This is a genomic window from Pedobacter sp. B4-66, from assembly GCF_018492665.1.
Taxonomy (GTDB): domain Bacteria; phylum Bacteroidota; class Bacteroidia; order Sphingobacteriales; family Sphingobacteriaceae; genus Pedobacter.
The window spans coordinates 98,308-122,022 of the sequence record NZ_JAFVME010000010.1 but is presented as its reverse complement, the minus strand read 5'-3'; the positions used below and the strand labels follow the sequence as shown (position 1 = coordinate 122,022).

At 36.7% G+C, this 23,715-nt stretch carries 21 protein-coding genes; 17 read left to right on the top strand and 4 right to left on the bottom strand.

Annotated features, from left to right (window positions below; genetic code table 11):
• Window positions 1-3 precede the first annotated feature (3 nt).
• The 12 genes from J1905_RS17225 (at window position 4) to J1905_RS17170 (ending at window position 11,940) form a co-directional block, all read left to right on the top strand.
• Window positions 4-762 (top strand): SDR family NAD(P)-dependent oxidoreductase, encoded by a 759-nt coding sequence (locus J1905_RS17225; protein WP_214228527.1) that lies wholly within the window; start codon window positions 4-6, stop codon window positions 760-762.
• Window positions 763-781: 19 nt separating this feature from the next.
• A complete protein-coding gene (locus J1905_RS17220) occupies window positions 782-1,228 on the top strand; it encodes a GatB/YqeY domain-containing protein (protein ID WP_173090929.1) in 447 nt (148 codons plus the stop codon).
• Between the two features lie 110 nt (window positions 1,229-1,338).
• The gene (locus tag J1905_RS17215; RefSeq protein WP_214228526.1) at window positions 1,339-2,103 is read left to right on the top strand and encodes an alpha/beta fold hydrolase; all 765 of its coding nucleotides are present in this window, start codon (window positions 1,339-1,341) and stop codon (window positions 2,101-2,103) included.
• Window positions 2,103-2,765 (top strand): CBS domain-containing protein, encoded by a 663-nt coding sequence (locus J1905_RS17210; RefSeq protein WP_214228525.1) that lies wholly within the window; start codon window positions 2,103-2,105, stop codon window positions 2,763-2,765. Before J1905_RS17215 ends, J1905_RS17210 begins: the two co-directional genes overlap by 1 nt.
• Before the next feature lie 45 nt (window positions 2,766-2,810).
• Window positions 2,811-3,692, top strand: coding sequence for an NAD kinase (locus tag J1905_RS17205; RefSeq protein ID WP_214228524.1), 882 nt, complete (start codon window positions 2,811-2,813; stop codon window positions 3,690-3,692).
• A 1-nt stretch (window position 3,693) separates the two neighbouring features.
• Window positions 3,694-4,494 carry a type IX secretion system protein PorG gene (gene porG / locus J1905_RS17200; protein WP_214228523.1) on the top strand — a complete coding sequence of 267 codons (801 nt, stop codon included), beginning with the start codon at window positions 3,694-3,696 and terminating at the stop codon, window positions 4,492-4,494.
• Between the two features lie 18 nt (window positions 4,495-4,512).
• Window positions 4,513-5,253: an undecaprenyl pyrophosphate synthase gene (gene uppS, locus J1905_RS17195; RefSeq protein ID WP_173090924.1), complete on the top strand. Its 741-nt coding sequence runs from the start codon at window positions 4,513-4,515 to the stop codon at window positions 5,251-5,253.
• A gap of 63 nt (window positions 5,254-5,316) precedes the next feature.
• Window positions 5,317-7,857: an outer membrane protein assembly factor BamA gene (bamA, locus tag J1905_RS17190; protein WP_250318134.1), complete on the top strand. Its 2,541-nt coding sequence runs from the start codon at window positions 5,317-5,319 to the stop codon at window positions 7,855-7,857.
• 19 nt (window positions 7,858-7,876) lie between these two features.
• A complete protein-coding gene (locus tag J1905_RS17185; protein ID WP_214228522.1) occupies window positions 7,877-8,407 on the top strand; it encodes an OmpH/Skp family outer membrane protein in 531 nt (176 codons plus the stop codon).
• Window positions 8,408-8,453: 46 nt separating this feature from the next.
• On the top strand, window positions 8,454-9,017 hold the full coding sequence (locus J1905_RS17180) for an OmpH/Skp family outer membrane protein (RefSeq protein ID WP_214228521.1): 564 nt from the start codon (window positions 8,454-8,456) through the stop codon (window positions 9,015-9,017).
• A gap of 106 nt (window positions 9,018-9,123) precedes the next feature.
• The gene (gene murI, locus J1905_RS17175) at window positions 9,124-9,957 is read left to right on the top strand and encodes a glutamate racemase (RefSeq protein ID WP_214228520.1); all 834 of its coding nucleotides are present in this window, start codon (window positions 9,124-9,126) and stop codon (window positions 9,955-9,957) included.
• A gap of 81 nt (window positions 9,958-10,038) precedes the next feature.
• The gene (locus J1905_RS17170) at window positions 10,039-11,940 is read left to right on the top strand and encodes an amidophosphoribosyltransferase (RefSeq protein WP_214228519.1); all 1,902 of its coding nucleotides are present in this window, start codon (window positions 10,039-10,041) and stop codon (window positions 11,938-11,940) included.
• Between the two features lie 71 nt (window positions 11,941-12,011).
• On the opposite strand, the gene J1905_RS17165 is transcribed toward J1905_RS17170, so the two are convergent.
• Window positions 12,012-12,638: a LysE family translocator gene (locus tag J1905_RS17165; RefSeq protein ID WP_214228518.1), complete on the bottom strand. Its 627-nt coding sequence runs from the start codon at window positions 12,636-12,638 to the stop codon at window positions 12,012-12,014.
• A gap of 168 nt (window positions 12,639-12,806) precedes the next feature.
• Between J1905_RS17165 and J1905_RS17160 the strand changes: the two genes are divergently transcribed.
• From J1905_RS17160 to J1905_RS17140, 5 genes are all read left to right on the top strand, one after another.
• On the top strand, window positions 12,807-14,240 hold the full coding sequence (locus tag J1905_RS17160; RefSeq protein WP_214228517.1) for an MFS transporter: 1,434 nt from the start codon (window positions 12,807-12,809) through the stop codon (window positions 14,238-14,240).
• 127 nt (window positions 14,241-14,367) lie between these two features.
• A complete protein-coding gene (locus tag J1905_RS17155; RefSeq protein ID WP_108206671.1) occupies window positions 14,368-14,790 on the top strand; it encodes a deoxycytidylate deaminase in 423 nt (140 codons plus the stop codon).
• Window positions 14,791-14,798: 8 nt separating this feature from the next.
• Window positions 14,799-16,328 (top strand): glutamine-hydrolyzing GMP synthase, encoded by a 1,530-nt coding sequence (gene guaA, locus J1905_RS17150; protein WP_214228516.1) that lies wholly within the window; start codon window positions 14,799-14,801, stop codon window positions 16,326-16,328.
• Window positions 16,285-17,517 carry an ABC transporter substrate-binding protein gene (locus tag J1905_RS17145; RefSeq protein WP_214228515.1) on the top strand — a complete coding sequence of 411 codons (1,233 nt, stop codon included), beginning with the start codon at window positions 16,285-16,287 and terminating at the stop codon, window positions 17,515-17,517. Before guaA ends, J1905_RS17145 begins: the two co-directional genes overlap by 44 nt.
• Entirely contained in the window at window positions 17,514-18,677 is a 1,164-nt protein-coding gene (locus J1905_RS17140; RefSeq protein WP_214228514.1) for an RsmB/NOP family class I SAM-dependent RNA methyltransferase, read from the top strand. The genes J1905_RS17145 and J1905_RS17140 overlap by 4 nt, the downstream gene beginning before the upstream one ends.
• 157 nt (window positions 18,678-18,834) lie before the next feature.
• Here J1905_RS17140 and J1905_RS17135 read toward each other — a convergent pair whose 3' ends face one another.
• The 3 genes from J1905_RS17135 to J1905_RS17125 form a co-directional block, all read right to left on the bottom strand.
• Window positions 18,835-19,404, bottom strand: a complete 570-nt coding sequence (locus J1905_RS17135; protein ID WP_214228513.1) for a MarC family protein — start codon at window positions 19,402-19,404, stop codon at window positions 18,835-18,837.
• 91 nt (window positions 19,405-19,495) lie between these two features.
• The gene (locus J1905_RS17130; RefSeq protein ID WP_214228512.1) at window positions 19,496-21,193 is read right to left on the bottom strand and encodes an amino acid permease; all 1,698 of its coding nucleotides are present in this window, start codon (window positions 21,191-21,193) and stop codon (window positions 19,496-19,498) included.
• Window positions 21,194-21,325: 132 nt separating this feature from the next.
• Entirely contained in the window at window positions 21,326-23,692 is a 2,367-nt protein-coding gene (locus tag J1905_RS17125) for a sodium-translocating pyrophosphatase (RefSeq protein WP_250318133.1), read from the bottom strand.
• Between the last annotated feature and the right edge of the window lie 23 nt (window positions 23,693-23,715).

Here is a 23,715-nt window from a genome sequence, read left to right as displayed (position 1 = left end):
GGGATGTCAAAAATTGCATTAATTACAGGAGCAACTTCAGGTATTGGAGCTGCTTGTGCGCATTTGTTTGCGGCTCAGGGTTATAATTTAATTTTGCTCGGCAGAAGAGAGCAATTATTAATAGATTCATCCAAGCATTTAGAAGATAAATATGCTATTGAAGTTAAAAAGATAGTTGCTGATGTGAGGGATTACGAAAACTTATCCTACCATCTGGAAATTTTACCGTCACAATGGAAAAAAGTAGATGTTTTGATTAACAATGCTGGTCTGAGTCAGGGGCTTGATCCAATTGATAAAGGTAATGTTGATGACTGGGATACGATGATTGATACCAATGTTAAAGGTTTGTTGTATACTACCAGAATAGTTTCTAACTGGATGACTGCACGAAAATCAGGTCATATTGTGAATATTGGCTCTATAGCGGGTAAAGAAGTTTATCCTAATGGAAACGTATATTGTGCAACCAAACATGCCGTAGACGCTTTAAACAAAAGCATGAGAATTGATTTGCTTCCTCATGGCATAAAGGTTACCGCAATAAATCCTGGAATGGTTGAAACAGAATTCTCTAAAGTCAGGTTTAAAGGAGATGAAGGCAGAGCAAAAAAGGTTTATGACGGATTGGAACCTCTTATTGCTAATGATATTGCCGAAGCAATATGGTTTGTCGTGAGTAGGCCTGCACATGTAAATATTAATGACATGTTGATCATGCCAACTGCACAGGCAACAGGAACTATAATAAATAGAAAATAGAATAATAACAGAAAATCATATGATAGCTAATACAATAGATCAGGAAATAAAACAGGCAATGCTGGCTAAAGACCAAGCAAAGCTTAGAGGTTTAAGAGCAATTAAAGCAGCTTTGTTATTGGCGAAAACTGAAAAGGGATCGGCCGAGGAAATTACCGAAGAAGCTGAACTTAAGATTTTGCAAAGACTAATTAAACAGCGTAAGGAGTCAGCAGATATTTACAAGCAACAGGGTAGAGAAGATCTTAGTGTTGTTGAGGAAGAAGAAATTGAAGTAATCAGCAAGTTCATGCCTAAACAACTAGATAGAGCTGAAATTGAAGCTGTGATTGCACAAATTATTAAAGACTCTGGAGCAAATTCTGTAAAGGAAATGGGTAAGGTGATGGGTTTAGCTAATCAAGAACTTGCAGGTAAAGCCGATGGTAAGTTAATTGCTGAGATTGTAAAATCACAATTGGCATAAATTGTGCTGCATTAAGCACATTAAGCCTTTTTCTTAAAATAATGTTTTAAAATTACATTAATTTAATTTTAGTCTACTAACTTAGTAGCATACCTTACAAAATATTCAATATGAGATACGAAGTAATAGAAGAAGATGGGTTTAAATTTGTAGAAGCTGGAAAAGGTGAGACCCTGGTATTACTTCATGGTTTGATGGGCGAGTTAAGTAATTGGGAGGATGTGATTGATCACTTTAAGCAGAATTATCATGTCATTGTTCCAATTTTACCCATTTATGAGTTGCCAATACTTACACTTGGGGTAAAGAGTTTATCTAAATACATTCATAGATTTATTAAGTTCAAAAAGCTAGGACAAGTGGTTTTGATAGGTAATTCACTTGGCGGTCATGTTGGTCTTGTGTTTACCGTTTCTCATCAGGAACATGTAAAGGCTCTTGTGTTAACCGGTAGCTCTGGGTTGTATGAAAATGCATTCGGAGGATCGTTCCCCAGAAGAGAAAGTTATGATTACATTAAGGAAAAGGTAGAATTTACTTTCTATGATCCGGCAACAGCAACAAAGGAACTGGTTGATGAGGTTTATAAAAGTGTTAATGACCGCTCGAGGGTAATTCGTATTCTGGCTTTGGCAAAATCTGCTATTCGTCATAATATGTCTAAAGACCTTGCGCGCATCACAATTCCTGTTTCTTTGATTTGGGGTAAGCAAGATAAAGTAACACCACCGGAGGTTGCAGAAGAATTTCACGAACTTTTGCCGAATTCAGAATTGAATTGGGTAGATTTATGTGGCCATGCGCCAATGATGGAGCGACCGCAAGTTTTTAATGAGTATCTGGATAAGTTTTTAAATAGAATTTTGCTTAAATAATGTTTGCATCTGAACTCATATCTAATTCAATACCACCGCTAAAGACTTCTGATACTGTTCAGAAATCTTTGGAAAGGATGGCTGAGTTCAAACTGTATCATTTACCAATTGTTAACGAAACTCAATTTCTAGGTTTAGTTTCAGAGGACGACTTAATTGAAGTTAGAGATGTGGAGCAGGCTATCGGTAGCTTGTCGCTATCCATATTAAATCCATTTGTATTTGAAGACGTTCATGTTTATGACATTATAAGATTGTTTAATCAGTTGCACCTCTCAGTAGTGCCTGTATTGGATTATAAGAAGAATTATTTAGGTCTGATATCAATAAACAATCTTTTAGAGTATACCTCAAATATCTTTGCAGTAAAGGAGTATGGAGGTATAATTGTTCTGGAAATAAGTAACAGAAACAATTCGTTATCGCATATGGCTCAGATTGTTGAGGCAGATAATGCTCAGATTCTTTCATCATATGTACAATCCTTTCCAGATTCTACCAGATTGGAAGTCACTTTGAAAATTAATAAAACTGAACTTTCGGGGATTATAGCTTCTTTTGAACGTTATGATTACCAGGTAAAGGCAGTATTTAACAGTACCATATCCGACAATGGTACTGAAGATAGGTTTAATTCTTTTATGAATTATTTAAATGTATAGCCTGAGCTTATACAGATTTCAGAACAGCCAAAAGAAAATACATTAATGAAGATTGCAATTTACGGTAGAGAGTTCAATAATAGTGTATTGCCTTATGTGCAGGAAGTATTTAATGTCCTTGATAGTTATAAAAATCCAATACTTGTTTATAATAAATACCTTGATTATATAAAGGATAAAATAAAGTTACCTGCTAATATTCAGGTTTTTACATCTCATGATGATCTTTTAGGGGAAACTGATGTGTTGCTGAGTTTAGGGGGAGATGGAACTTTATTAGATACATTGTCGTTAATCCGTGATTCAGGAATTCCTGTAATAGGGATTAACTTTGGCCGTTTAGGTTTTTTGGCAAGTATTAATAAGGATGAAATAAAGAAAGCCTTTGAAGCATTGCACAATAGAGAGTTTACACTTGATAAAAGGACTTTATTGAGTGTCGCTTCTAAGCAAGGCTTATTTGGTGATGAAAACTTCGCGCTGAATGATATAACTATTCATAGAAGAGACAATTCGGCCATGATGATTATCCATGCCTACATGAATAATGAGTTTGTTAACTCTTATTGGGCTGATGGTTTAATTATTGCCACTCCAACAGGTTCTACTGCTTATTCCTTAAGCTGCGGTGGGCCAATTATTTATCCTAGTTCTCAGAACTTTGTAATTACTCCTATTGCACCCCATAACTTAAATGTACGGCCTGTAATTATCCCTGATGATGTGTCATTAACCTTTGAAATTGAGGCCAGAAGTTCTAAGTTTTTGGTTTCCTGTGATTCAAGAACAGAGACCGTAGACAGGTCTGTTAAAATAATACTGAATAAAGCTAGCTTTCACGTAAATTTAATCAGGCTTAATAATGAGACATACTTAACTACATTAAGGAATAAATTGCTTTGGGGCATAGATACGCGGAATTATTAGAATGTATAAAAAACAACTTGTTTATTTTATTGCTATGTTCCTTTGTGGAATCAGTGCAAAATCCCAGGTTTTTGAAGTGGGTGCTATTGTGGGAGGCGCAGGCTATTTGGGCGATTTGAATCAAAATAAACCACTAAAGATAAGCGGTGTTTCTGCCGGTGCATTTGTAAAAGCAAATATAAATCCATATTGGGCTTTTGGACTTCATTATACCTATGGCAAGATAAAAGGGGATGATACGAAATCGGATAATCAGGATTTTCGGAATAGGGGACTTAATTTTAGCACGGCTCTAAATGAAGTAAGCTTGCAAGTTGATTTTAATTTTTTTGAATACTTTGCAGGAGGCGGAACGAAGATATTCTCTCCGTATATTTTTACAGGTATAGGAGGTGTATTGTATAATCCTAGAGCTACTTATCCTGAATATAATGGCATTAAGTATGATAATGTTGAACTGAGACCATATAAAACAGAAAAGGAAGATGGTAAGGATGCAGTTCCTTATAAAAATTATAGTTTAACTATTCCGTATGGGGTAGGGGTAAAGGTGAGATTAAAAGAAAATTGGGGGTTATTTAGCCAAATTGGTTACCGTACCGCTTATACTGATTATTTGGACGATGTTAGTGGGAAATATCCGTCTACTCCCATTAATCAATACCTTTCAAATCCCACAGCGGCAACTCGTTATGGCCCTGCAGGTAGTCAGAGAGGTGATTTTAGAAAAAGAGATACATATATGTTTGTAGGTATAGGCATATCTTATACCTTTGTGTCCCAAAAATGTTATACATTTTAGGCATATTGCAGGAAATTAATGGGATTTAAAGAACAAATCGACGTAACACGTTTGCCAGAGCACATTGCCATCATCATGGATGGAAATGGCCGATGGGCTAAAAATCAGGGTAAATTCAGACACTTTGGACATGAAAGTGGTGTTCTGTCTGTGAAAGACATTGTTGAAGGTTGCGCTGATATAGGTATCAAATATTTAACTGTTTATGCTTTCTCTACGGAAAACTGGAATCGGCCTATCGAAGAGGTTAATGCCTTGATGGAGTTGTTGATATCGACAATTAATCAGGAAACAGCTACTCTCAACAAGAATAATATCCGTTTAAATGCAATTGGTGATATAGCTTCACTACCTCAAAAATGTATTGAGGATTTGCATAGTGCTATGGAAAAAACGGCAAATAATACGCGCTGTACTCTAACATTGGCATTAAGCTATAGTGCAAAATGGGAAATTATAGATGCAGCTAAGAAGCTGGCACAGAAGGTTAAAGATCAAAAGATAAATATAGAAGACATTAATGAAGAAAATTTTGCAGCTGAGTTAACCACCGTGAATATCCCAGATCCTGAACTCATGATCAGGACGAGCGGTGAACATAGGGTTAGTAATTTTCTGTTATGGCAAATGGCTTACACAGAACTTTACTTTACAGAAACCTTATGGCCTGACTTTAGACGAGAAGACCTTTTTGAGGCTATTGTAGACTATCAAAAACGCGAACGCCGCTTTGGTAAAATTAGTGAACAATTGAACTAATTTTACTTTTAACACTTTTTAACATGTGTTTAAATTAACTTAGCATCGATTTTTAGATTGTAAATGAAAAGAATATATCAACTCATATTATTGTTATTGATTGGTTTACCATCAATGGCACAAATTACCCGACCGTCCAATACTGCACCACCAAGCTTTAAAGTTAAAGGCCTGGATTTGGATTATTTTAACCCAAAAGAGTACATTATTGGAGGTACAACGCTTACCGGAACTCATTTTATTGATAAGGATGTAATCATCACTTTATCTAAATTGATAAAAGGGGAGCGTATTATATTACCAGGTGAAGCAACGGCCAATGCAATAAAAACCTTATGGGCTCAGGGCTTGTTTGATGATGTGCAGTTAGATATTGCTAAAATCGTAGAGGATACTGTTTATTTTGATATTGAAGTGGTTGAACGACCGCGTTTAAGTTCATTTGAGATTAGTGGAGTGAGTAAGTCGCAAAAAACTGACATCATGGAGAAATTAAATGAAAAGAGCGGGAAATCTATTATCAATGACAATCTATATAACTCAACAACTGCAACGATTAAGAAATTCCTTTTAGGAAAGGGTTACTTCTTTACTACTGTTGAATACAAAACCAAACCTGATCCTAGTCTGGAAAATGGGATGATTTTAGAAGTACATGTTGATAAGGGCCGCAAGGTAAAGGTTCACGAGATCAACTTTACGGGAAACAAAGAGTTCTCATCAGCTAAGCTTCGTAAGTTTTTAAAGAAAACAAAGCAACAGGCATTTTATAAAGTATTTGGATCTGGTAAGTTCAATAAGGAAAAATATGATGAGGATAAAGTTACCCTGGTTGCTAAGATGCAAGATAGAGGTTATCGTGATGCCGTTATTCTTAAAGACAGTATTTATCAATATAATGATAAGTCGATAGGTATAGACATTGATGTTTATGAAGGGCCTAAATATTATTTCGGTGATATAACATGGGCTGGTAATGCTAAGTATACCACTAAAATGCTGGAGATGGCTCTTGGTATTGAAAAGGGAGAAGTATTTAGTGAAGAAAAGCTTGAAAAGAAATTAAGAGGTAGTGCAAATGGAGATGATGTTTCCAGCATTTACCTTAATGATGGTTATTTGACTTTTAACGTAGATCCTGTACAGACCAGAATCCACGGCGATACAGTAGATGTTGAAATGCGTATTTATGAAGGACCTCAGTACACCAATAACCGTATTACGCTTAAAGGAAATACCATCACAAATGACAGGGTAGTATTAAGAGAGATTCGTACTAAACCGGGAGAGAAATTTTCTAAAGAATTGTTAATCCGTACTGTTCGTGAGATTGGACAATTGGGGAACTTTGATGAATCAAAAACGGTTCCTACTCCTAAACCAAATCCTGCCGATGGTACTGTTGATATTGAATATGCGGTTGAAGAGAAACCTTCAGATCAGATCGAATTGTCAGGTGGTTTTGGTGGTGGTAACATCATTGGAACATTAGGTTTAACGTTTAATAACTTCTCATTAAAAAATATATTTAATCTTGATTCTTATAAACCATTACCAAAAGGGGATGGTCAGAAGTTAAGTCTTCGTGGACAAACCAACGGTAAATATTATCAATCTTATAGCTTCTCTTTCTCTGAGCCTTGGCTTGGTGGTAAGAAACCAATAAGTTTTGGTGTTAGTGCATTTACCTCATTACAGTCAAACGGTTTGAAATCTGCAGATGCTAGATTCCAGAAGATTCGTTTGAATGGTGTTACGGTTAGTTTAGGTAGAAGGTTGAATTTTCCGGATAACTATTTCCAGTTAACTCACGCGATTAATGTTCAACAGTATATCCTAAATAACTATCCAGGATATTTATTTAACACTGGTACTTCATATAACCTTAACTTAACTCAAGAGTTGAGTAGAGATTCAAGAAATCATCAGATTTTCCCAACTGAAGGATCATACTTTAAGTTTACAATTCAGGCGACGCCACCATACTCTCTTTTAAATGGCCTTAATTATGCAACAGCATCTGATAAACAGCGTTACAAGTTTACTGAGTATCACAAATGGAAGTTTGAATCTCAGTGGTTCCAAAGATTAGCCGGAAAATTTGTAGTGATGGCACAGGCCCAGTTTGGTTTCCTTGGAACCTATAACTCAGCAGTTGGCCAATCAGCATTTGAGCGTTTTAAATTAGGGGGTGATGGAATGCAAGGATTTGATTTCTTACAAGGTTCGGAAGTAATTAAAATGCGTGGATATGCAAATAATGCAGTTATTCCGCAAGGATCTGATGCCAATATTGCACAAAACTCAGGAAGTCCTATCTTTACAAAGTATGTAATGGAATTAAGATACCCTGTGATTGCAAGTCAGCAAGCAACAGCATTTATAGTGGCATTTGCTGAGGGTGGTAATACATGGAATAAGTTCGCTGATTTTAATCCTTTTAACATTAGAAGGACTGCGGGTGTTGGTGCTAGAATATTTTTACCGATATTTGGAATGTTGGGTATTGACTACGGGCATGCTTTTGATAAGATTCCTGGAATTGCTGATGGAGGAAAACAAAACTTTACTTTCAGTATTGCTCAACAATTGGGAGGATTTTAATTAATTAATGCTTTTAAAAATGAAAAAATACTTTTTAATATGCTTTTTACTTTTAGCAGGCTTTGGGGCATCTGCGCAAAAGTTTGCTTATGTAGATACGGAGTATATCCTTAAACATTTACCTGAGTATAAATCAGCTCTTGATCAAATGAATGTATTGTCGCAACAGTGGCAAGAGAAGGTTGATGCAAACTTTACAGAAATTGATAAGATGTATAAAGCTTATCAGGCTGATCAGGTATTGTTAACTGAAGATATGCGCAAGAGAAGAGAGAACGAGATTATAGAAAAAGAGAAAGGAGCTAAAGATTTTCAGCGTAAAATATTTGGTCCTGAAGGAGATCTTTTTCAGACCCGTTCGAAACTATTAAGTCCTATTCAGGAAAAGGTAACTAAAGCCATTTCTGAAGTAGCGAAAGTTAAAATTCTCGATTTTATTTTTGATAAGAGTAGCGAGGCAACAATGATGATCTATGCAAGCAGTACTTATGATGTAAGTAATGACGTTATTGTAAGACTAGGTTTCAAACCTGGAACAATGTTAAAATAGAACACACAAACAGATAAATTAAAAACAATTATTAAGAAAAATAGAGATGAGAAAGTTAATGAACGCATTTTTTGTAACAGCTGGCTTATTGTTCACTGTCAACATCGCAAATGCACAACAAAAATTGGCACACTTAAATTCAGCTGCGATTATCGAAGCAATGCCGGAAGTTAAAACTGCCAGAACTACTTTAGAGGCCTACCAAAAAACTAAACAGGCTGATATTGAGAAAATGATTTCTGAATATCAGACTAAACTTCAAGCTGCTCAGGCTAAAGAAAAAACTAGAAGTGAAGCTAACAAAGAAACCGTTGACAAAGAATTACAAACAGTAGGTGCTGAATTACAAGATTTAGAAAAACGTATCACTGATGCAAGAACAAAAGCTCAACAAGAATTAGAAGCTAAAAATGCAGAGCTTTTTAACCCTATTCAAGTTAAAGCTGATGCAGCTATTAAAGCTGTTTCAAAAGAAAAAGGTTTTGCTTATGTATTTGATACTGCAAACCAATCTTTAGTTTATTGGGATGGTGGCGAAGATATCACTCCACTTGTTAAAACTAAATTAGGTATTACTGCTACTGCAACAGCGCCAGCACCTAAGAAATAATCAAAATCACACCTCTGTCACAACATTCGAAAGAAAACAGTTTGTAGAGGAAAAAATATTTAAATTGCGGGATTGAGTGATAAAACTCAATCCCGTTTTTTTTACAATGAATATTAAGCATTCCATAGGTGTTTTCGATTCAGGTTATGGTGGTTTAACCGTATTTAAATCAATAGCTGAAAAGTTGCCGCAATACAACTATATCTATTTTGGTGATAATGCGCGTTCACCTTATGGAGACCATTCATTTGATACCGTATATCAATACACTTTAGAGTGCGTTGAATGGTTATTTGCTCAGGGGTGCCAGTTGGTTATACTAGCCTGCAATACTGCCTCAGCAAAAGCCTTACGTTCAATACAACAGAAAGTGCTTCCTGTTAAGTATCCTAATAATAGAGTTCTTGGAGTGATCAGGCCAACCGCTGAAGTGGTTGGAGAATTCACTTCGTCAAAAACGATTGGAGTGATGGGGACCCGTGGCACCATCAATTCGGAATCTTATCTTATAGAAATCAATAAATTTTTTCCGGAAGTAAAGGTGTCACAGCAAAGTTGTCCGATGTGGGTGCCTTTGGTAGAGAACAATGAACATCTGGATCCGGGAGCAGATTATTTTGTAGAAAAATACATTAATGAATTGCTTAATAAGGATAATAATATTGATTGTATCCTCTTAGCCTGCACCCATTATCCATTACTTATTCCTAAAATAAAAGAAATGCTACCCGAAAATGTAAGCCTATTGGGGCAAGGGGATATCGTTGCGAATAGTTTAGTTCAATATTTGAAAAATCATCCTGAAATAGCCTCAAAGGTTGGTGTAGAGGGTAAGAAATCATTTTTTACCTCTGGAGATGCGGAAATGTTTAATACGCATGCCTCGATATTTTTTGGAACAGATGTTGTTTCTGAGCGTATCAACCTGAAAACCCGATAATTATAATCTGACCTAAAGATTGTATTTCTTTCTAGGTTCTAATTATTATTAACGGTAAATTTGCCGCTCAAATAACAACAAATGAGTGACTCGATAAAACATGAATGCGGAATAGCCTTTATTCGCCTTTTAAAACCTCTCTCATACTACCAGGAAAAATACGGGACTGCACTTTACGGACTTAACAAGCTTTATCTGTTAATGGAAAAGCAGCACAACCGTGGGCAGGATGGGGCAGGGATCGCAACAATTAAACTAGATGTAAAACCAGGTCATCGCTACATTAGCAGATACCGTTCGATGGCACAAAATGCTGTTGCGGATATCTTTGGTTACGTTCAGAATAAATTTGTTGATATTCAAAACGAAACTCCCGAATTGATGCAGGATGCGGAGTGGTTAAAATCTAATGTGAGTTTTATTGGTGAAGTTCTACTTGGCCATTTACGCTATGGAACACATGGCAAAAACAGTATAGAAAACTGCCATCCATTTTTACGTCAGAACAACTGGATGACTCGTAATCTTGTTATTGCCGGTAACTTTAACATGACTAATGTTGACGAGTTACTAGAGCAGCTTTATGAGCTTGGTCAGCATCCAAAAGAACAAGCTGATACCGTTACTGTTTTAGAGAAAATAGGTCACTTTCTTGATGATGAAAATCAAGAGCTTTTTGATGAATACAAAAAAGAAGGGCTTGATAATGTTCAGATCACTCATAAAATCTCTGAGAATTTAGATATCGCTAAAATCTTAAAACGCTCAGCAAAAAACTGGGATGGTGGTTATGCAATCTCTGGTATTGTAGGGAATGGAGATGCATTTATTCTTCGTGACCCTTCAGGCATACGTCCTGCTTATTATTATCAGGATGATGAAATTGTCGTAGCTGCTTCTGAGCGCCCGGCAATTCAAACTGCATTTAATATTCCATTTAAAGATGTTAAAGAAATTGAGCCAGGTCATGCACTTATTGTTAAGAAGAATGGAAGGGTAACTCAAGAGATCTTTAGAGAGCCGGAAGAAAAAAGAGCTTGCTCTTTTGAACGTATCTATTTCTCAAGAGGCAGTGATGCAGAAATCTATAGAGAAAGAAAGCATTTAGGTGCATTGCTTTGTAAGCAAATACTTAATGCCGTAAATTCTGATTTAAAAAATACCGTATTCTCTTTTATACCTAACACAGCTGAAGTTTCATTTTATGGAATGGTAGAAGGGTTGCATAGTTATATCAGAACTGTACAAAAAGACACCTTATTACACCGTAAAGATACCTTGAACGATGAGCAATTGGATGAGTTATTATCCATGACTCCAAGAGTTGAGAAATTAGCGATTAAAGATGTTAAGTTGAGAACATTTATTACTCAGGATGCGGATAGAGGAGATATGGTAGCCCATGTTTACGATACAACTTATGGAGTAATAAAAAATGATACAGATACTTTAGTGGCAGTTGATGATTCAATTGTTAGAGGTACAACTCTTAAACAGAGTATCATCAAAATCATCGACAGACTACATCCCAAAAAGATTATTATCGTTTCATCAGCACCTCAGATACGTTATCCTGATTGTTATGGCATAGATATGTCTAAGATGGGACAGTTTGTCGCTTTTGAAGCTGCAATTCAACTGTTGAAAGCTCGTGGCATGGAGCATATTATAGAAGAAGTATATCAGAAGTGTAAAGCTTCATTGTTACTTCCTAAAGAACAGATTGTAAATCATGTAAAAGACATTTATAGGCCATTTACACAAGAAGAAATCTCGGCACAAATCACCAAAATTATTACTCCGGAAAATATCAATGCAGAAGTAGAGGTAATTTATCAGACTTTAGATAATTTGCATGTGGCTTGTCCAAATCATACAGGAGATTGGTATTTCTCAGGTAACTACCCAACTCCGGGTGGAAATAGGGTTGTCAACAAAGCTTTTGTAAATTGGAAAGAAGGAAACAATCAAAGAGCTTATTAATAGCTTAATTAGCAAATATTAAAAATCCCGTTGCATTTACAAATGCAACGGGATTTTTTTATTAGCCCTATTTACATGTGATATTTTATAATTACCTGAATGAATAATCTGATTGCAAAGATTAAAATCACAGCCCCTGCTATTTTGTTTAGGTTCTGAATGCTTTTCTCTTTAATGCGATACCTTAATTTGGCAGCATAATAAGTTTTAACACAATCAACTGATAGCTGTGTAGCCATAGCAATTACAAAAAACACAACCTTTTCGGCCATGTCGTAATGTAGTTGTACTGAAATAATACCTCCAACCATAATCCAAAACATCAGAGTAGAAGGAGATAAAAGGCACATTAAAAAACCTTTTAAGATGTAGCCCCTTTTTTTAATTTTTACTGTTTCGGAAATATCATAGCTTACTTTCACTTTATGGAAAAGATAGTACAGTCCAATTCCGAAAAGAAACAACCCGCCAATAATGCCAATATATTGATTGTATTCAGAATTATAATCTACAAATTGGGAGCTGAAAATAGTAAGCGAGATAAATATTATATCACTGAAAATTACTCCAATAGCTAAAGAGAACCCAGCTTTGAAGCCCTTTTCTATGCTGGTTTTTATCATTGAAAAAAATACGGGACCTGTTAAAAACGAAAATAAAATCCCCGCACCAATCCCTTGTAATATTGCTTCAAACATTCAGTTTAACATATATAATGCGCTAATATGCGATTTTAAACATAAAGTGGTCTTATTTTTTTACTAGTTTTCATGCGTCTAGGTAAGTCCCTCTAATGTGTAAACATTACACTTTAGCTTATAGTTTTTTTTATTTATGTTTAGCATTCTAAAAAACCAAGTTTAAAAATGAGTTCAGAAAATTCTCAAACCAAGTGGGGACAGTTCATTCCCTTAGTTACCGTATTCTTTTTTTGGGGCTTTGTTGCTGCCAGTAATGATATATTAATACCGGTATTTAAAAAAGCATTTGACTTAACTCAAAGCCAGAGCCAGTGGGTATCACTTGCATTTTATATTGCTTATACAGTTGGAGCATTAATTTATAATGGAATTTCAGTTCTAATGAAACAGGATCTTGTAAATAAACTAGGCTACAAAAATTCGTTAGCATTAGGTTTAGTTATTTCTGCTGTTGGAACATTGTTGTTCTATCCGGCTGCAAACATGGGCTCGTTTCCCTTAATGTTGTCTGGGTTATTCATTGTAGCATTAGGGTTTTCATTGCAGCAAACAGTTGCAAATCCATTAGCTATTGCTTTAGGCCCAATTAAAACAGGTTCGCAACGTTTAACTTTAGCCGGTGGTATTAATAATTTTGGTACTACAATAGGCCCTCTAATTGTTAGTTTTGCCATTTTTGGTTCATTATCAACTGCTAGTGAAGATGTCAGTATCGAAAGTGTTAAAGTGCCTTACTTAATTTTAGGAGTTGCATTTATTGCAGTGGCTATATTTTTAAAGCTATCTTCTCTTCCGGACAGACCTACTTTAGTTGAATCTACAGGTGAAGATTCAAGCCATAAAGGTTCTGCTTTAAAATACCCTCAGTTGGTATTGGGCATGATCGCCATTTTTGTATATGTTGGTGTTGAGGTATCTACAGCAAGTAATTTGCCTGCTTACATGGAGAAAGATCTTGGGTTCTCAATTAAAGATATTGCACCGTATATATCTTTATATTGGGCAAGTATGATGATTGGTAGATGGACAGGTGCTGTTGAGGCCTTTACAGATAATGTAAGTACACAAAAAATATTAAGATTTGTTGCACCTTATTTAGCTTTTGGAATCTTCTTAGGTGTTAATGCAATATTTCACCATGATTTAGCTCCTTTCTATGTTTACGGATTAATTATTCTGGTATTAATTGCTGCTGATATGGCTAGTAAAGGAAACCCTGCAAGGATGTTGTTGATATTTTCAATTATAGGTATCGTCGCAATCATGATAGGTATGTTTACAAAAGGCATGGTAAGTGTTTATGCACTTACAAGTGTAGGTTTATTCTGCAGTACATTATGGCCTTGTATCTTTACTTTGGCAGTTAGTGGTTTAGGAAAAAATACAAGTCAGGGAAGTAGTTTCTTAATCATGATGATCATGGGGGGCGGAATTATTAGCTGGTTACAAGGATATGTTTCTGAGTTTACAGGCATCCAATACAGTTATATAGTAGGAGTACTTTGCTTCGCCTACCTTGCATTTTATGCATGGAAAGTAAGTGGCATCCTTAGAAAGCAAGGAATTGATTTCGATCAAAAAATAGCAGGAGGTCACTAAAATAATCTCTCTGCATAAAAACTTCCCTCTTTGTATAAAGGAGGGAAGTTTTTTTTTACCCTATATTTGCCAGCCTGTTTTTTGACTTAAAACGTATCAGATGAAGAAAGGATTTAAAGATATATTTATGAATTTAGCTACCGACCTGGCGGCCCGCTCACATTGTGTGCGTGCTCATGTTGGTGCTGTACTAACAAAAGATACCCGAATTATTTCTATAGGTTATAATGGCCCGCCTGCCGGTACCCATAACTGTGATGAGGAATGGCCAGAAACAGGATGTGATAGAGATTCTCGTGGTAGCTGTTCATTGGCATTACATGCAGAAGAGAATGCGATTTTGTATGCCATAAAAAATGGTTCAAAAATATCAGGCTCAACTTTGTATACCACTTTATCGCCGTGCATCGCTTGTGCGAGGTTAATTTTATCGTCTGGCATTAAATTAGTTTACTATAAAGATTCCTATGCGGAGTACAAGGGGCTGCCTAGCGATGAAGGTGTTGATTTTCTGCGAAGATTTGGTGTGGAGGTAATTAAATATTCTTAACTTTGGCCATGCTAGAAAAAATCATAATTCTCGATTTTGGTTCTCAATACACACAATTAATTGCCCGTAGGGTACGCGAGTTAAATGTTTATTGCGAAATTCATCCCTTCAATAATATTCCTGAAATCTCAACTGACGTTAAAGGCATCATATTTTCAGGTAGTCCATACTCAGTTCGTCAGGAAGATGCACCTCAGATAGATCTTGCAAAGTTCCATAAAAACTATCCTGTTTTAGCAGTTTGTTATGGTGCTCAGTATATTGCTCAATATTCAGGAGGAGAGGTTAAAGCTTCTTCAACACGTGAGTATGGAAGAGCTAATTTAAACTTCGTAGCAGAAAACAATAAGTTATTTAAAAACATAAGTACTGGGTCACAAGTTTGGATGTCACACGGTGATACCATTACTGCAATGCCTGCAAATGCAGAATTAATAGCTAGCACTGATAGTGTAAAAGTTGCGGCTTATCAGGTTAAGGATTCAGAAACTTATGCAATTCAGTTTCACCCGGAAGTAACGCATAGTACTGATGGTAAACAACTGTTAGAAAACTTCCTTGTAGACATCTGTGGATGTAAACAAGAGTGGACTCCAAATGCATTTGTTGAAACTACCATTGCTGAGCTTCAAGCTAAACTAGGTGATGATAAAGTTGTTCTTGCCCTTTCAGGCGGTGTTGATTCAAGCGTTGCTGCTATCTTATTACATAAAGCAATTGGCAAAAATCTACACTGTATTTTTGTAGACAATGGTTTATTGCGTAAAGGTGAGTACGAAGCAGTTTTAGAACAATACAAACACCTTGGTTTAAACATAAAAGGTGTTGATGCTAAAGAACGTTTCTTAAGCCAGCTTGCAAAAGTTAAAGATCCTGAATTAAAACGTAAAGCAATCGGTCGCGTTTTCATCGAAGTGTTTGATGATGAGGCACACGAAGTTCAGGATGTGAAATGGTTAGCACAAGGAACCATTTATCCGGATGTTATTGAATCAGTGTCTGTTAAAGGACCATCAGCAACTATCAAATCTCACCACAATGTTGGTGGATTACCTGATTTTATGAAATTAAAGGTTGTAGAACCTCTAAATACATTGTTTAAGGATGAGGTAAGAAGAGTGGGTAGATCATTAGGTCTTGAAGACTTTATTATTGGCCGTCACCCTTTCCCTGGTCCAGGATTGGCTATCAGAATTCTTGGTGAAGTAACTGCTGAAAAGGTAGCTATTTTACAAGAAGCAGATGCTATTTATATTGACAACTTAAAAGAAGCTGGTCTTTACGACAAAGTTTGGCAGGCAGGAGCGATCTTCCTTCCGGTTCAATCTGTTGGTGTAATGGGTGATGAGCGTACTTACGAAAACGTAATTTGCCTTCGCGCAGTTGAATCAGTTGACGGTATGACAGCTGATTGGTGCCACTTGCCATATAACGTACTCGCAAAAATTTCTAACGAAATAATTAACAAGGTAAAAGGAATTAACCGCGTCGTATATGATATCAGCTCAAAACCACCCGCTACAATTGAGTGGGAGTAAATATTGGCTAATCGCTTTTGTTGGACTTTTTTTAGCTGCATGTTCACCTAAAATCCAAAAGAACAATACTAAAGCACCCGATGTTCCTAAAAAGGTAGAAGAGAAAAAAGAAAAGCCTGCGGTTAAATTTACGCAGGCTAACATTTCTCTACTCATCCCATTTAAATTAAATGAGATACGACTTAAGACTGCTACCAAAGCAGAAGTTGAGAAATCGGCTATGGCTATAGATTTTTACCAGGGCTTTAAGCTTGGTGTAGATTCTGCAGCAGCACAAGGTCTGAACTTTAAATTGAATGTTTACGATACTCGTGATAACAATTCTCAAGTAGAGGGCTTGATTAAAAACGATGCATTAAATGCTAGTAATTTAATTGTTGGGCCTGTTTACCCTGATGGTTTAAAATATATTAAAGACTATTCAATAGCTAAGGGGATTCCTGTTGTTAATCCACTCGCAGCTACGCATCCAGAGGAATTTAACAATCCAAATCTTATTTCAATTGTAAATAATATTGACCTTCATGCAGAAAAATTAGGCGCTTATATTACTAAGCATTACAATCCTGAAAATTCAGTCTTAGTGTTAATTAATCCAAAAGATCCAGGTAGTTTAGTGCTCTCAGCTCCTTTAAAAGCTTATTTTGAAGGCAATAAAAAGAAGTTTACATTTCAGGAATATGCATCAGTTTTTACTATGGAGCTTAACCTGATTAAGAACAAAAAATACATCATCATTGTAGCTTCTCCAGATAGAAAGTTTGTAATTCCAACATTAGATAAGTTGGTGAAACTGAAAAACTCAGGGCTTGATGTCGACCTGTATGGCCATCCGGACTGGATAAAACAGAACTACAATACAGATAAGCTTCAGTTGCTAAATACTGCTGTAACATCCTCCTATAAGGTAGATTACAAGAGTAGTGTTGTGATTTCGTTTATTAAGAAGTACAGATCGGCATTTAATTTTGAACCGGGCGAGTATTCTTTTAAAGGATTCGATATAGGCTTCTATTTTGGTAACCTCATTTCCAAGCATGGAAAAGATTATCTAAAACACATCACAGAAGAGAAATATAAGGGACTTCACAATGATTTTTCATTTTATCATGATGAAAAGTTAGGGTATATTAATGCAAGTTTAATGTTGTTACGTTACCAGAATTTTTCTTTAAATCTTATTGAATGAGGTTAGAACACCAAATCAGAGCATTTGAACAAGTTTTTAAAAACTACGATGGCACACAGCCATTACATCGGTTTTTGTTTACTTATTTTAAGCAGCATAAACAAATGGGGTCATCTGATAGGCGTTGGGCTACCAGATATATTTATAGTTTTTTCAGACTAGGTAAGGCACTAATAAATGAAGATACTGTACTTCGTTTGGCAATTGCCGATTTCCTTTGCAATCAAACCTTAAGTTTGGTAGTTGAAGAGAAACTGCCTAAGTTAAAGGATCACATAAACCTATCTGTTCAAAAGAAGATAGCTTTAGTAAAGGATGAATTTCCTGCTTTTAAACTCTCTGAGGTTTTTATCTTTAATGAAAACCTGAGTAAGGAAGTCGAAAAACAAGATTTTTATGAGTCTTTTTTTATACAGCCTGATTTGTTTATAAGAGTTAAATCGAGTTATATAAATCAGCTGGTTAAAACTATAAAAGACGCGGAAATAGCTGTTGAAGAAATTAGTACGACTACGTTGGCTTTGCCAAATGGCACTAAATTAGAACAGATTGTGCCTTCTCAACAATATTATCAGATACAGGATTTATCCTCGCAAAAAACAGGAGATTTCTTTAAGCCTGAAACCTGGGATTACTGGTGGGACTGCTGTGCAGCCTCAGGCGGCAAATCTTTGCTTCTACACGATCTTGAGCCTAATGTGCAGTTGTTGGTTAGCGATGTAAGAGAAAATAGCTTAAATAACCTTGAAGAGCGTTTCAGAGAAGCTGGATTAAAAAAGTATCAGAAAAAAGTATTAGATCTACTTCAGAACAACGACCAGGATCTTCACCACTACGAATTTGATGGGATAATTCTGGATGCGCCATGTTCAGGTTCAGGTACCTGGGGACGTACACCAGAAATGCTTTACTATTTTGAAAACCATAAAATCAGTTATTTTTCCAAACTACAAACTGCAATTGCAGCCAATGTAGTTAAGTATTTAAAAACCGGAAAGCCTTTAGTGTACATTACCTGTTCAGTATTTAAACAGGAAAATGAAGAAGTGGTTGCGTGGATTGAAGAAAATTTACCGTTAGAACTCGAAACAATGGAAGTGATCAAAGGCTATAAGGATAAAGCCGATACCATGTTCATTGCCCGATTCATTAAGAAATAATTCAATGGTTTTGCCCGTGGGTACCAAACCATTGCTTAATCTTCCCCTTCATGTGGCCTATGGTTTCAAATAATATGGCCAGCACACCAATAATCAACGTGAATTGTTCGAAGCTGTTCATAGCCTTTTTATTTTAGATCATCAAAATGGCGTTTTGTTACAAGCCGGTGTTGTTTCTGAATAATTTGATGGCAATAGCAAGAAGAATAATTCCAAAAGCCTTTCTTAAAACATTTAAGCCCGATTTCCCAAAGAGCTTCTCTAAACGTTCTGTATTCTTTAACACGAAGTAAACAAAAAGCATATTGATGATAATGCCGACAATGATGTTTTGAGTGGCATATTCAGTTTTCAATGAAAGGAGGGTAGTCATGGTTCCTGCGCCCGCTATTAGAGGAAATGCAAGTGGCACAATAGATACAGTTTCCGGCGCATCACCTTCCTTAAAAATAGTTAAACCAAGTACCATTTCCATAGCGATAAAGAAGATTACAAAAGAACCTGCAATGGCAAACGATTCAACATCAAGTCCGATAACTTTTAAAAGCGTTTCACCAGCAAATAAAAAGATAACCATAAGTATGGTTGCAACTATGGCAGCCTTCTCAGATTCAATGTGTCCGGCTTTCCTTCTAAGCTCAATTACTACAGGTATAGCTCCCAGAATATCAATGATTGCAAAAAGCACCATTGAAGTAGATAGAATTTGTCGAAAATTGAATTCCATAGCAGTTAATTTACGCTACAAAGGTAAATTAATTAACAATAAAAAAGCCACCCTGTAGAGGTGGCTTTTATTATTATATGATTATGCCTTGTTACTTTGCTTTAACCTGATTAGAGGTTGAAGCGCGGTATAAGTATAAGCCGATATGTGCAACTGCAAATACTAAAGAAAAATAGTATAGACCGACATCTTTACCATCAGTGATTTTATGGTGAATTAACGCCACTATAATCAACAAAACAGCAAGTCCCATACCTACGTAAGAAACAACCTTATTGCTTCTTGCAATCGTAGTTTGAATATTGTCGGATAGTAAACTGTTTTTGATACCATAGAAAAGGTATACGTTAATACCAATAATCATCCACACCAATAAACGAACCCAGGTATCAAGAGGTAAAAATACCATCATACCTAAGCAAACCGCAACACCTAAAATAGGGATAAGTGGTACCAATGGCACTTTAAATGCGCGAGGTAAATCAGGCATTCTATTCCTTAAAATGATAATGCCAATGCATACCAAAATAAATGCAAGCAAGGTTCCAATACTGGTCATCTCACCAACTACGGTTGCAGGTACAAAGGCAGCGAATAAACTTACAAATATCATGAACAATATGTTGCTTTTTGCCGGAGTGCTGTATTTAGGGTGTACTTTAGAGAATACCTTAGGCAATAAACCATCTTTACTCATAGAGAAGAATACTCTTGATTGACCCAATAGCATCACCAGGATAACTGACGCATAACCACCTAAAATGGCCAGGATAATCAATTTATTTAACCATGGATAAGCAGGGACAACAACACCAGCCGCATTTTTAACACCCATGTTATCAATTGCAACAGCAACCGGAGCGATACCATCCTGACCTTTAAACATGTCAAAATTAGCAACACCAGTCATTACGTGAGCAAAAAGGATATAAAGAACTGTACAGATGAACAAAGAAACCAGGATACCAATAGGCATGTCTTTCTTAGGGTTTTTAGCTTCCTGAGCAGCAGTTGAAACTGCATCAAAGCCTATGTAGGCGAAGAAAACAATTCCGGCGGCTCGTATAACACCTCCCCATCCATGCGTAAACATACTTTCGTGACCTGGTTTATCAGCCGGAATAAAATATGGTGAATAGTTATCTGCGTTAATGTATTTCCATCCTAATAAGATAAAAATAAACACGATAACTACTTTGATTGCTACAATAAGACCATTGATAAATGCTGATTCGCTGGTTCCTCTTATCAGCACAAAGGACATTAAGACGATAATAAATACAGCCGGTAAGTTAAACATACCAGAAACTACTGTTCCATCAAGTAGCGTTGCTGTTTCAAAAGGTGACATGGTTACCTGCGCTGGTAGATGGATGTCGTAATATGCGAGGAACTTGACCAGATACCTACTCCAGCTAATTGAAACGGTTGCGGCACCTAGTGCGTATTCCAGTACTAAATCCCAGCCTATAATCCAGGCAATAAATTCACCCATTGTCGCGTACGAATAGGTGTAAGCACTACCTGCTACAGGGATCATTGATGCAAATTCTGCATAGCATAAGCCTGCAAAAGCGCAACCTAAAGCTGCAATAACAAAAGAGATGGTAATTGCGGGTCCGGCGTTATTGGCTGCCGCAGATCCCGTTATCGAGAATAGTCCCGCCCCGATAATTGCACCAATACCCAAAGCCACTAAATTGACGGGGCCAAGGGTCCGTTTTAAGGTTCCTTCACCACTTTCAGCAGCTTCTTGTGTAAGTAAGTCAATTGACTTTCTAAAATTCATAGTTTAAAGTTTAGTTAAAGTGTATCTATAACTCGTCTAGTTTATATTACAAGTCTCAAACCTAAATAAAATATATCTAAAAATAAAAGGGATTCTTTTTCAAAATCCCTTTTGTTTTAATACTAATGATGTTTAAGGTTGAGTTTTAATGTCGGTAATTGACTTTCTCAATCGTTTGTCTGCTGTTTCTGGAGTGTTGTCCACTTTGATTTGAGTTAATTCAATGCTTTTAGATATTTCGTTAGGTAAAGCTTTTACGTTTTTGGCCATTTCCTGTGTTAATGCCGATTTTTTTGGGGAAACCTGAATTGAATTGGTGATTTCTGCTTTTGCTGAGGTGGCATTACTAGGGCTGACAGCAATATATGGCGCGATAACCAGCGAAACGATAGACATCAGCTTAATAAGGATGTTCATTGAAGGTCCAGATGTATCTTTAAAAGGATCTCCAACGGTATCACCTGTTACTGATGCTTTATGTGGTTCAGATTTTTTATAATGCATCTCGCCATTGATCTCTACACCTTTTTCAAATGATTTTTTTGCGTTATCCCATGCACCACCTGCGTTACTTTGGAAAATTCCCATAAGTACTCCTGATACGGTAACACCAGCCAATAAACCACCTAATATTTCAGCAGAACTTACCGAAGGGAAAACGCCTTTGAAACCAAAGCCTACTATAATAGGGACTAAAAGTGCAATTGCACCGGGTAACATCATTTCGCGAATAGAAGCCTTAGTAGAAATAGCTACACATTTTTCGTATTCCGGTTTTGCTTTATATTCCATGATACCAGGGATTTCGCGGAATTGGCGACGAACTTCCTGTACCATATCCATAGCTGCCTTACCAACTGCCGCAATACACAATGCAGAGAAAATAAAAGGAATCATTGCCCCTACAAACAAACCAGCTAAAACCGGCGCTTTATAAATGTCGATAGCAGAAATGCCGGCCACACCAACAAACGCTGCAAACAAAGCAAGAGAAGTTAAGGCTGCCGAAGCAATTGCAAATCCTTTTCCTGTAGCGGCCGTGGTATTTCCAACCGCATCCAGATTATCAGTACGCTCACGTACTTCAGGAGGTAATTGACTCATTTCAGCAATACCCCCTGCGTTATCAGCAATCGGACCGAAAGCATCAATTGCCAATTGCATGGCTGTAGTTGCCATCATACCCGCTGCGGCAATTGCTACACCATATAAACCTGCAAAAGCATAAGAGAAAATGATACCACCAGCTAAAACCAAAATAGGAGCAACAGTAGATTTCATACCTACAGATAGACCACCAATAATGTTTGTAGCATGTCCGGTCCCAGATTGTTGGATAATTGAATTAACAGGACCTTTTCCCATCGCAGTATAATACTCTGTGATAATACTCATTAAAGTACCAACTACAAGACCAACTATGATTGCGCAAAATACATCCATGTTTGTAAAATCTACACCACGCAAATGTAGGTTCGAAGGCAGCATCCACATTACGATGAAATAAGAAGCAATGGCGGTAATTACAATTGACCCCCAGTTACCCAGATTTAAAGCTGTTTGTACGTTCGAGTCTTCACCCTTAATACGTACAAACCAAGTTCCTATTATCGAAAATATAATCCCTAATCCACAAATCACCATTGGTAGTAGGATAGGAGACATCCCACCAAAATTATCTGCAGCCACAATTTCTTGTCCTAATACCATTGTAGCAAGGATAGTTGCTACATAAGAACCAAATAAATCTGCCCCCATACCAGCCACATCACCCACGTTGTCACCCACGTTATCAGCAATAGTTGCCGGGTTACGAACGTCATCTTCCGGAATACCTGCTTCAACTTTACCCACTAAATCGGCACCAACATCGGCTGCTTTTGTATAAATACCACCGCCAACACGTGCAAAAAGTGCAATAGATTCAGCTCCAAGTGAAAATCCTGTTAGTACTTCTATCGCTGTTTTCATTTCAGTGCTGTTTGGCGCAACAACATTGAAGATGTTAAGAAAAACAATAAACAAACCACCTAAACCTAAAATGGCCAAACCTGCAACACCCAAGCCCATTACAGTACCGCCGGTAAATGAAACCTTTAAAGCTTGTTTTAAACTAGTTCTTGCTGCCTGTGTAGTACGCACATTCGCTTTGGTTGCTGCTTTCATGCCAATGTATCCTGCGGTTGCAGAAAACACAGCACCGATAATAAAAGCAATAGATATGATCCAGCTAGAGTGTAATGCTACACCATTAACTTCATGTACAGTTCCGGAGTAGGCAAGCAAAGCCGCCGTAAATACAACAAAAATACTAAGGACTCTCCACTCAGCTTTTAGAAATGCCATTGCACCATCTGCAATATAGCCAGCCAGTTCCTGCATGTTCTTATCACCTGCATCCTGTTTGTTTACCCATGCGCTTTTAATTGCCATCACAATGATGCCAATTAAACCCAATGCGGGAATAAAATAGATTAAATTGTTCTGTAAAAACTCCATACTTTGATTAATTGTTTAGTTTA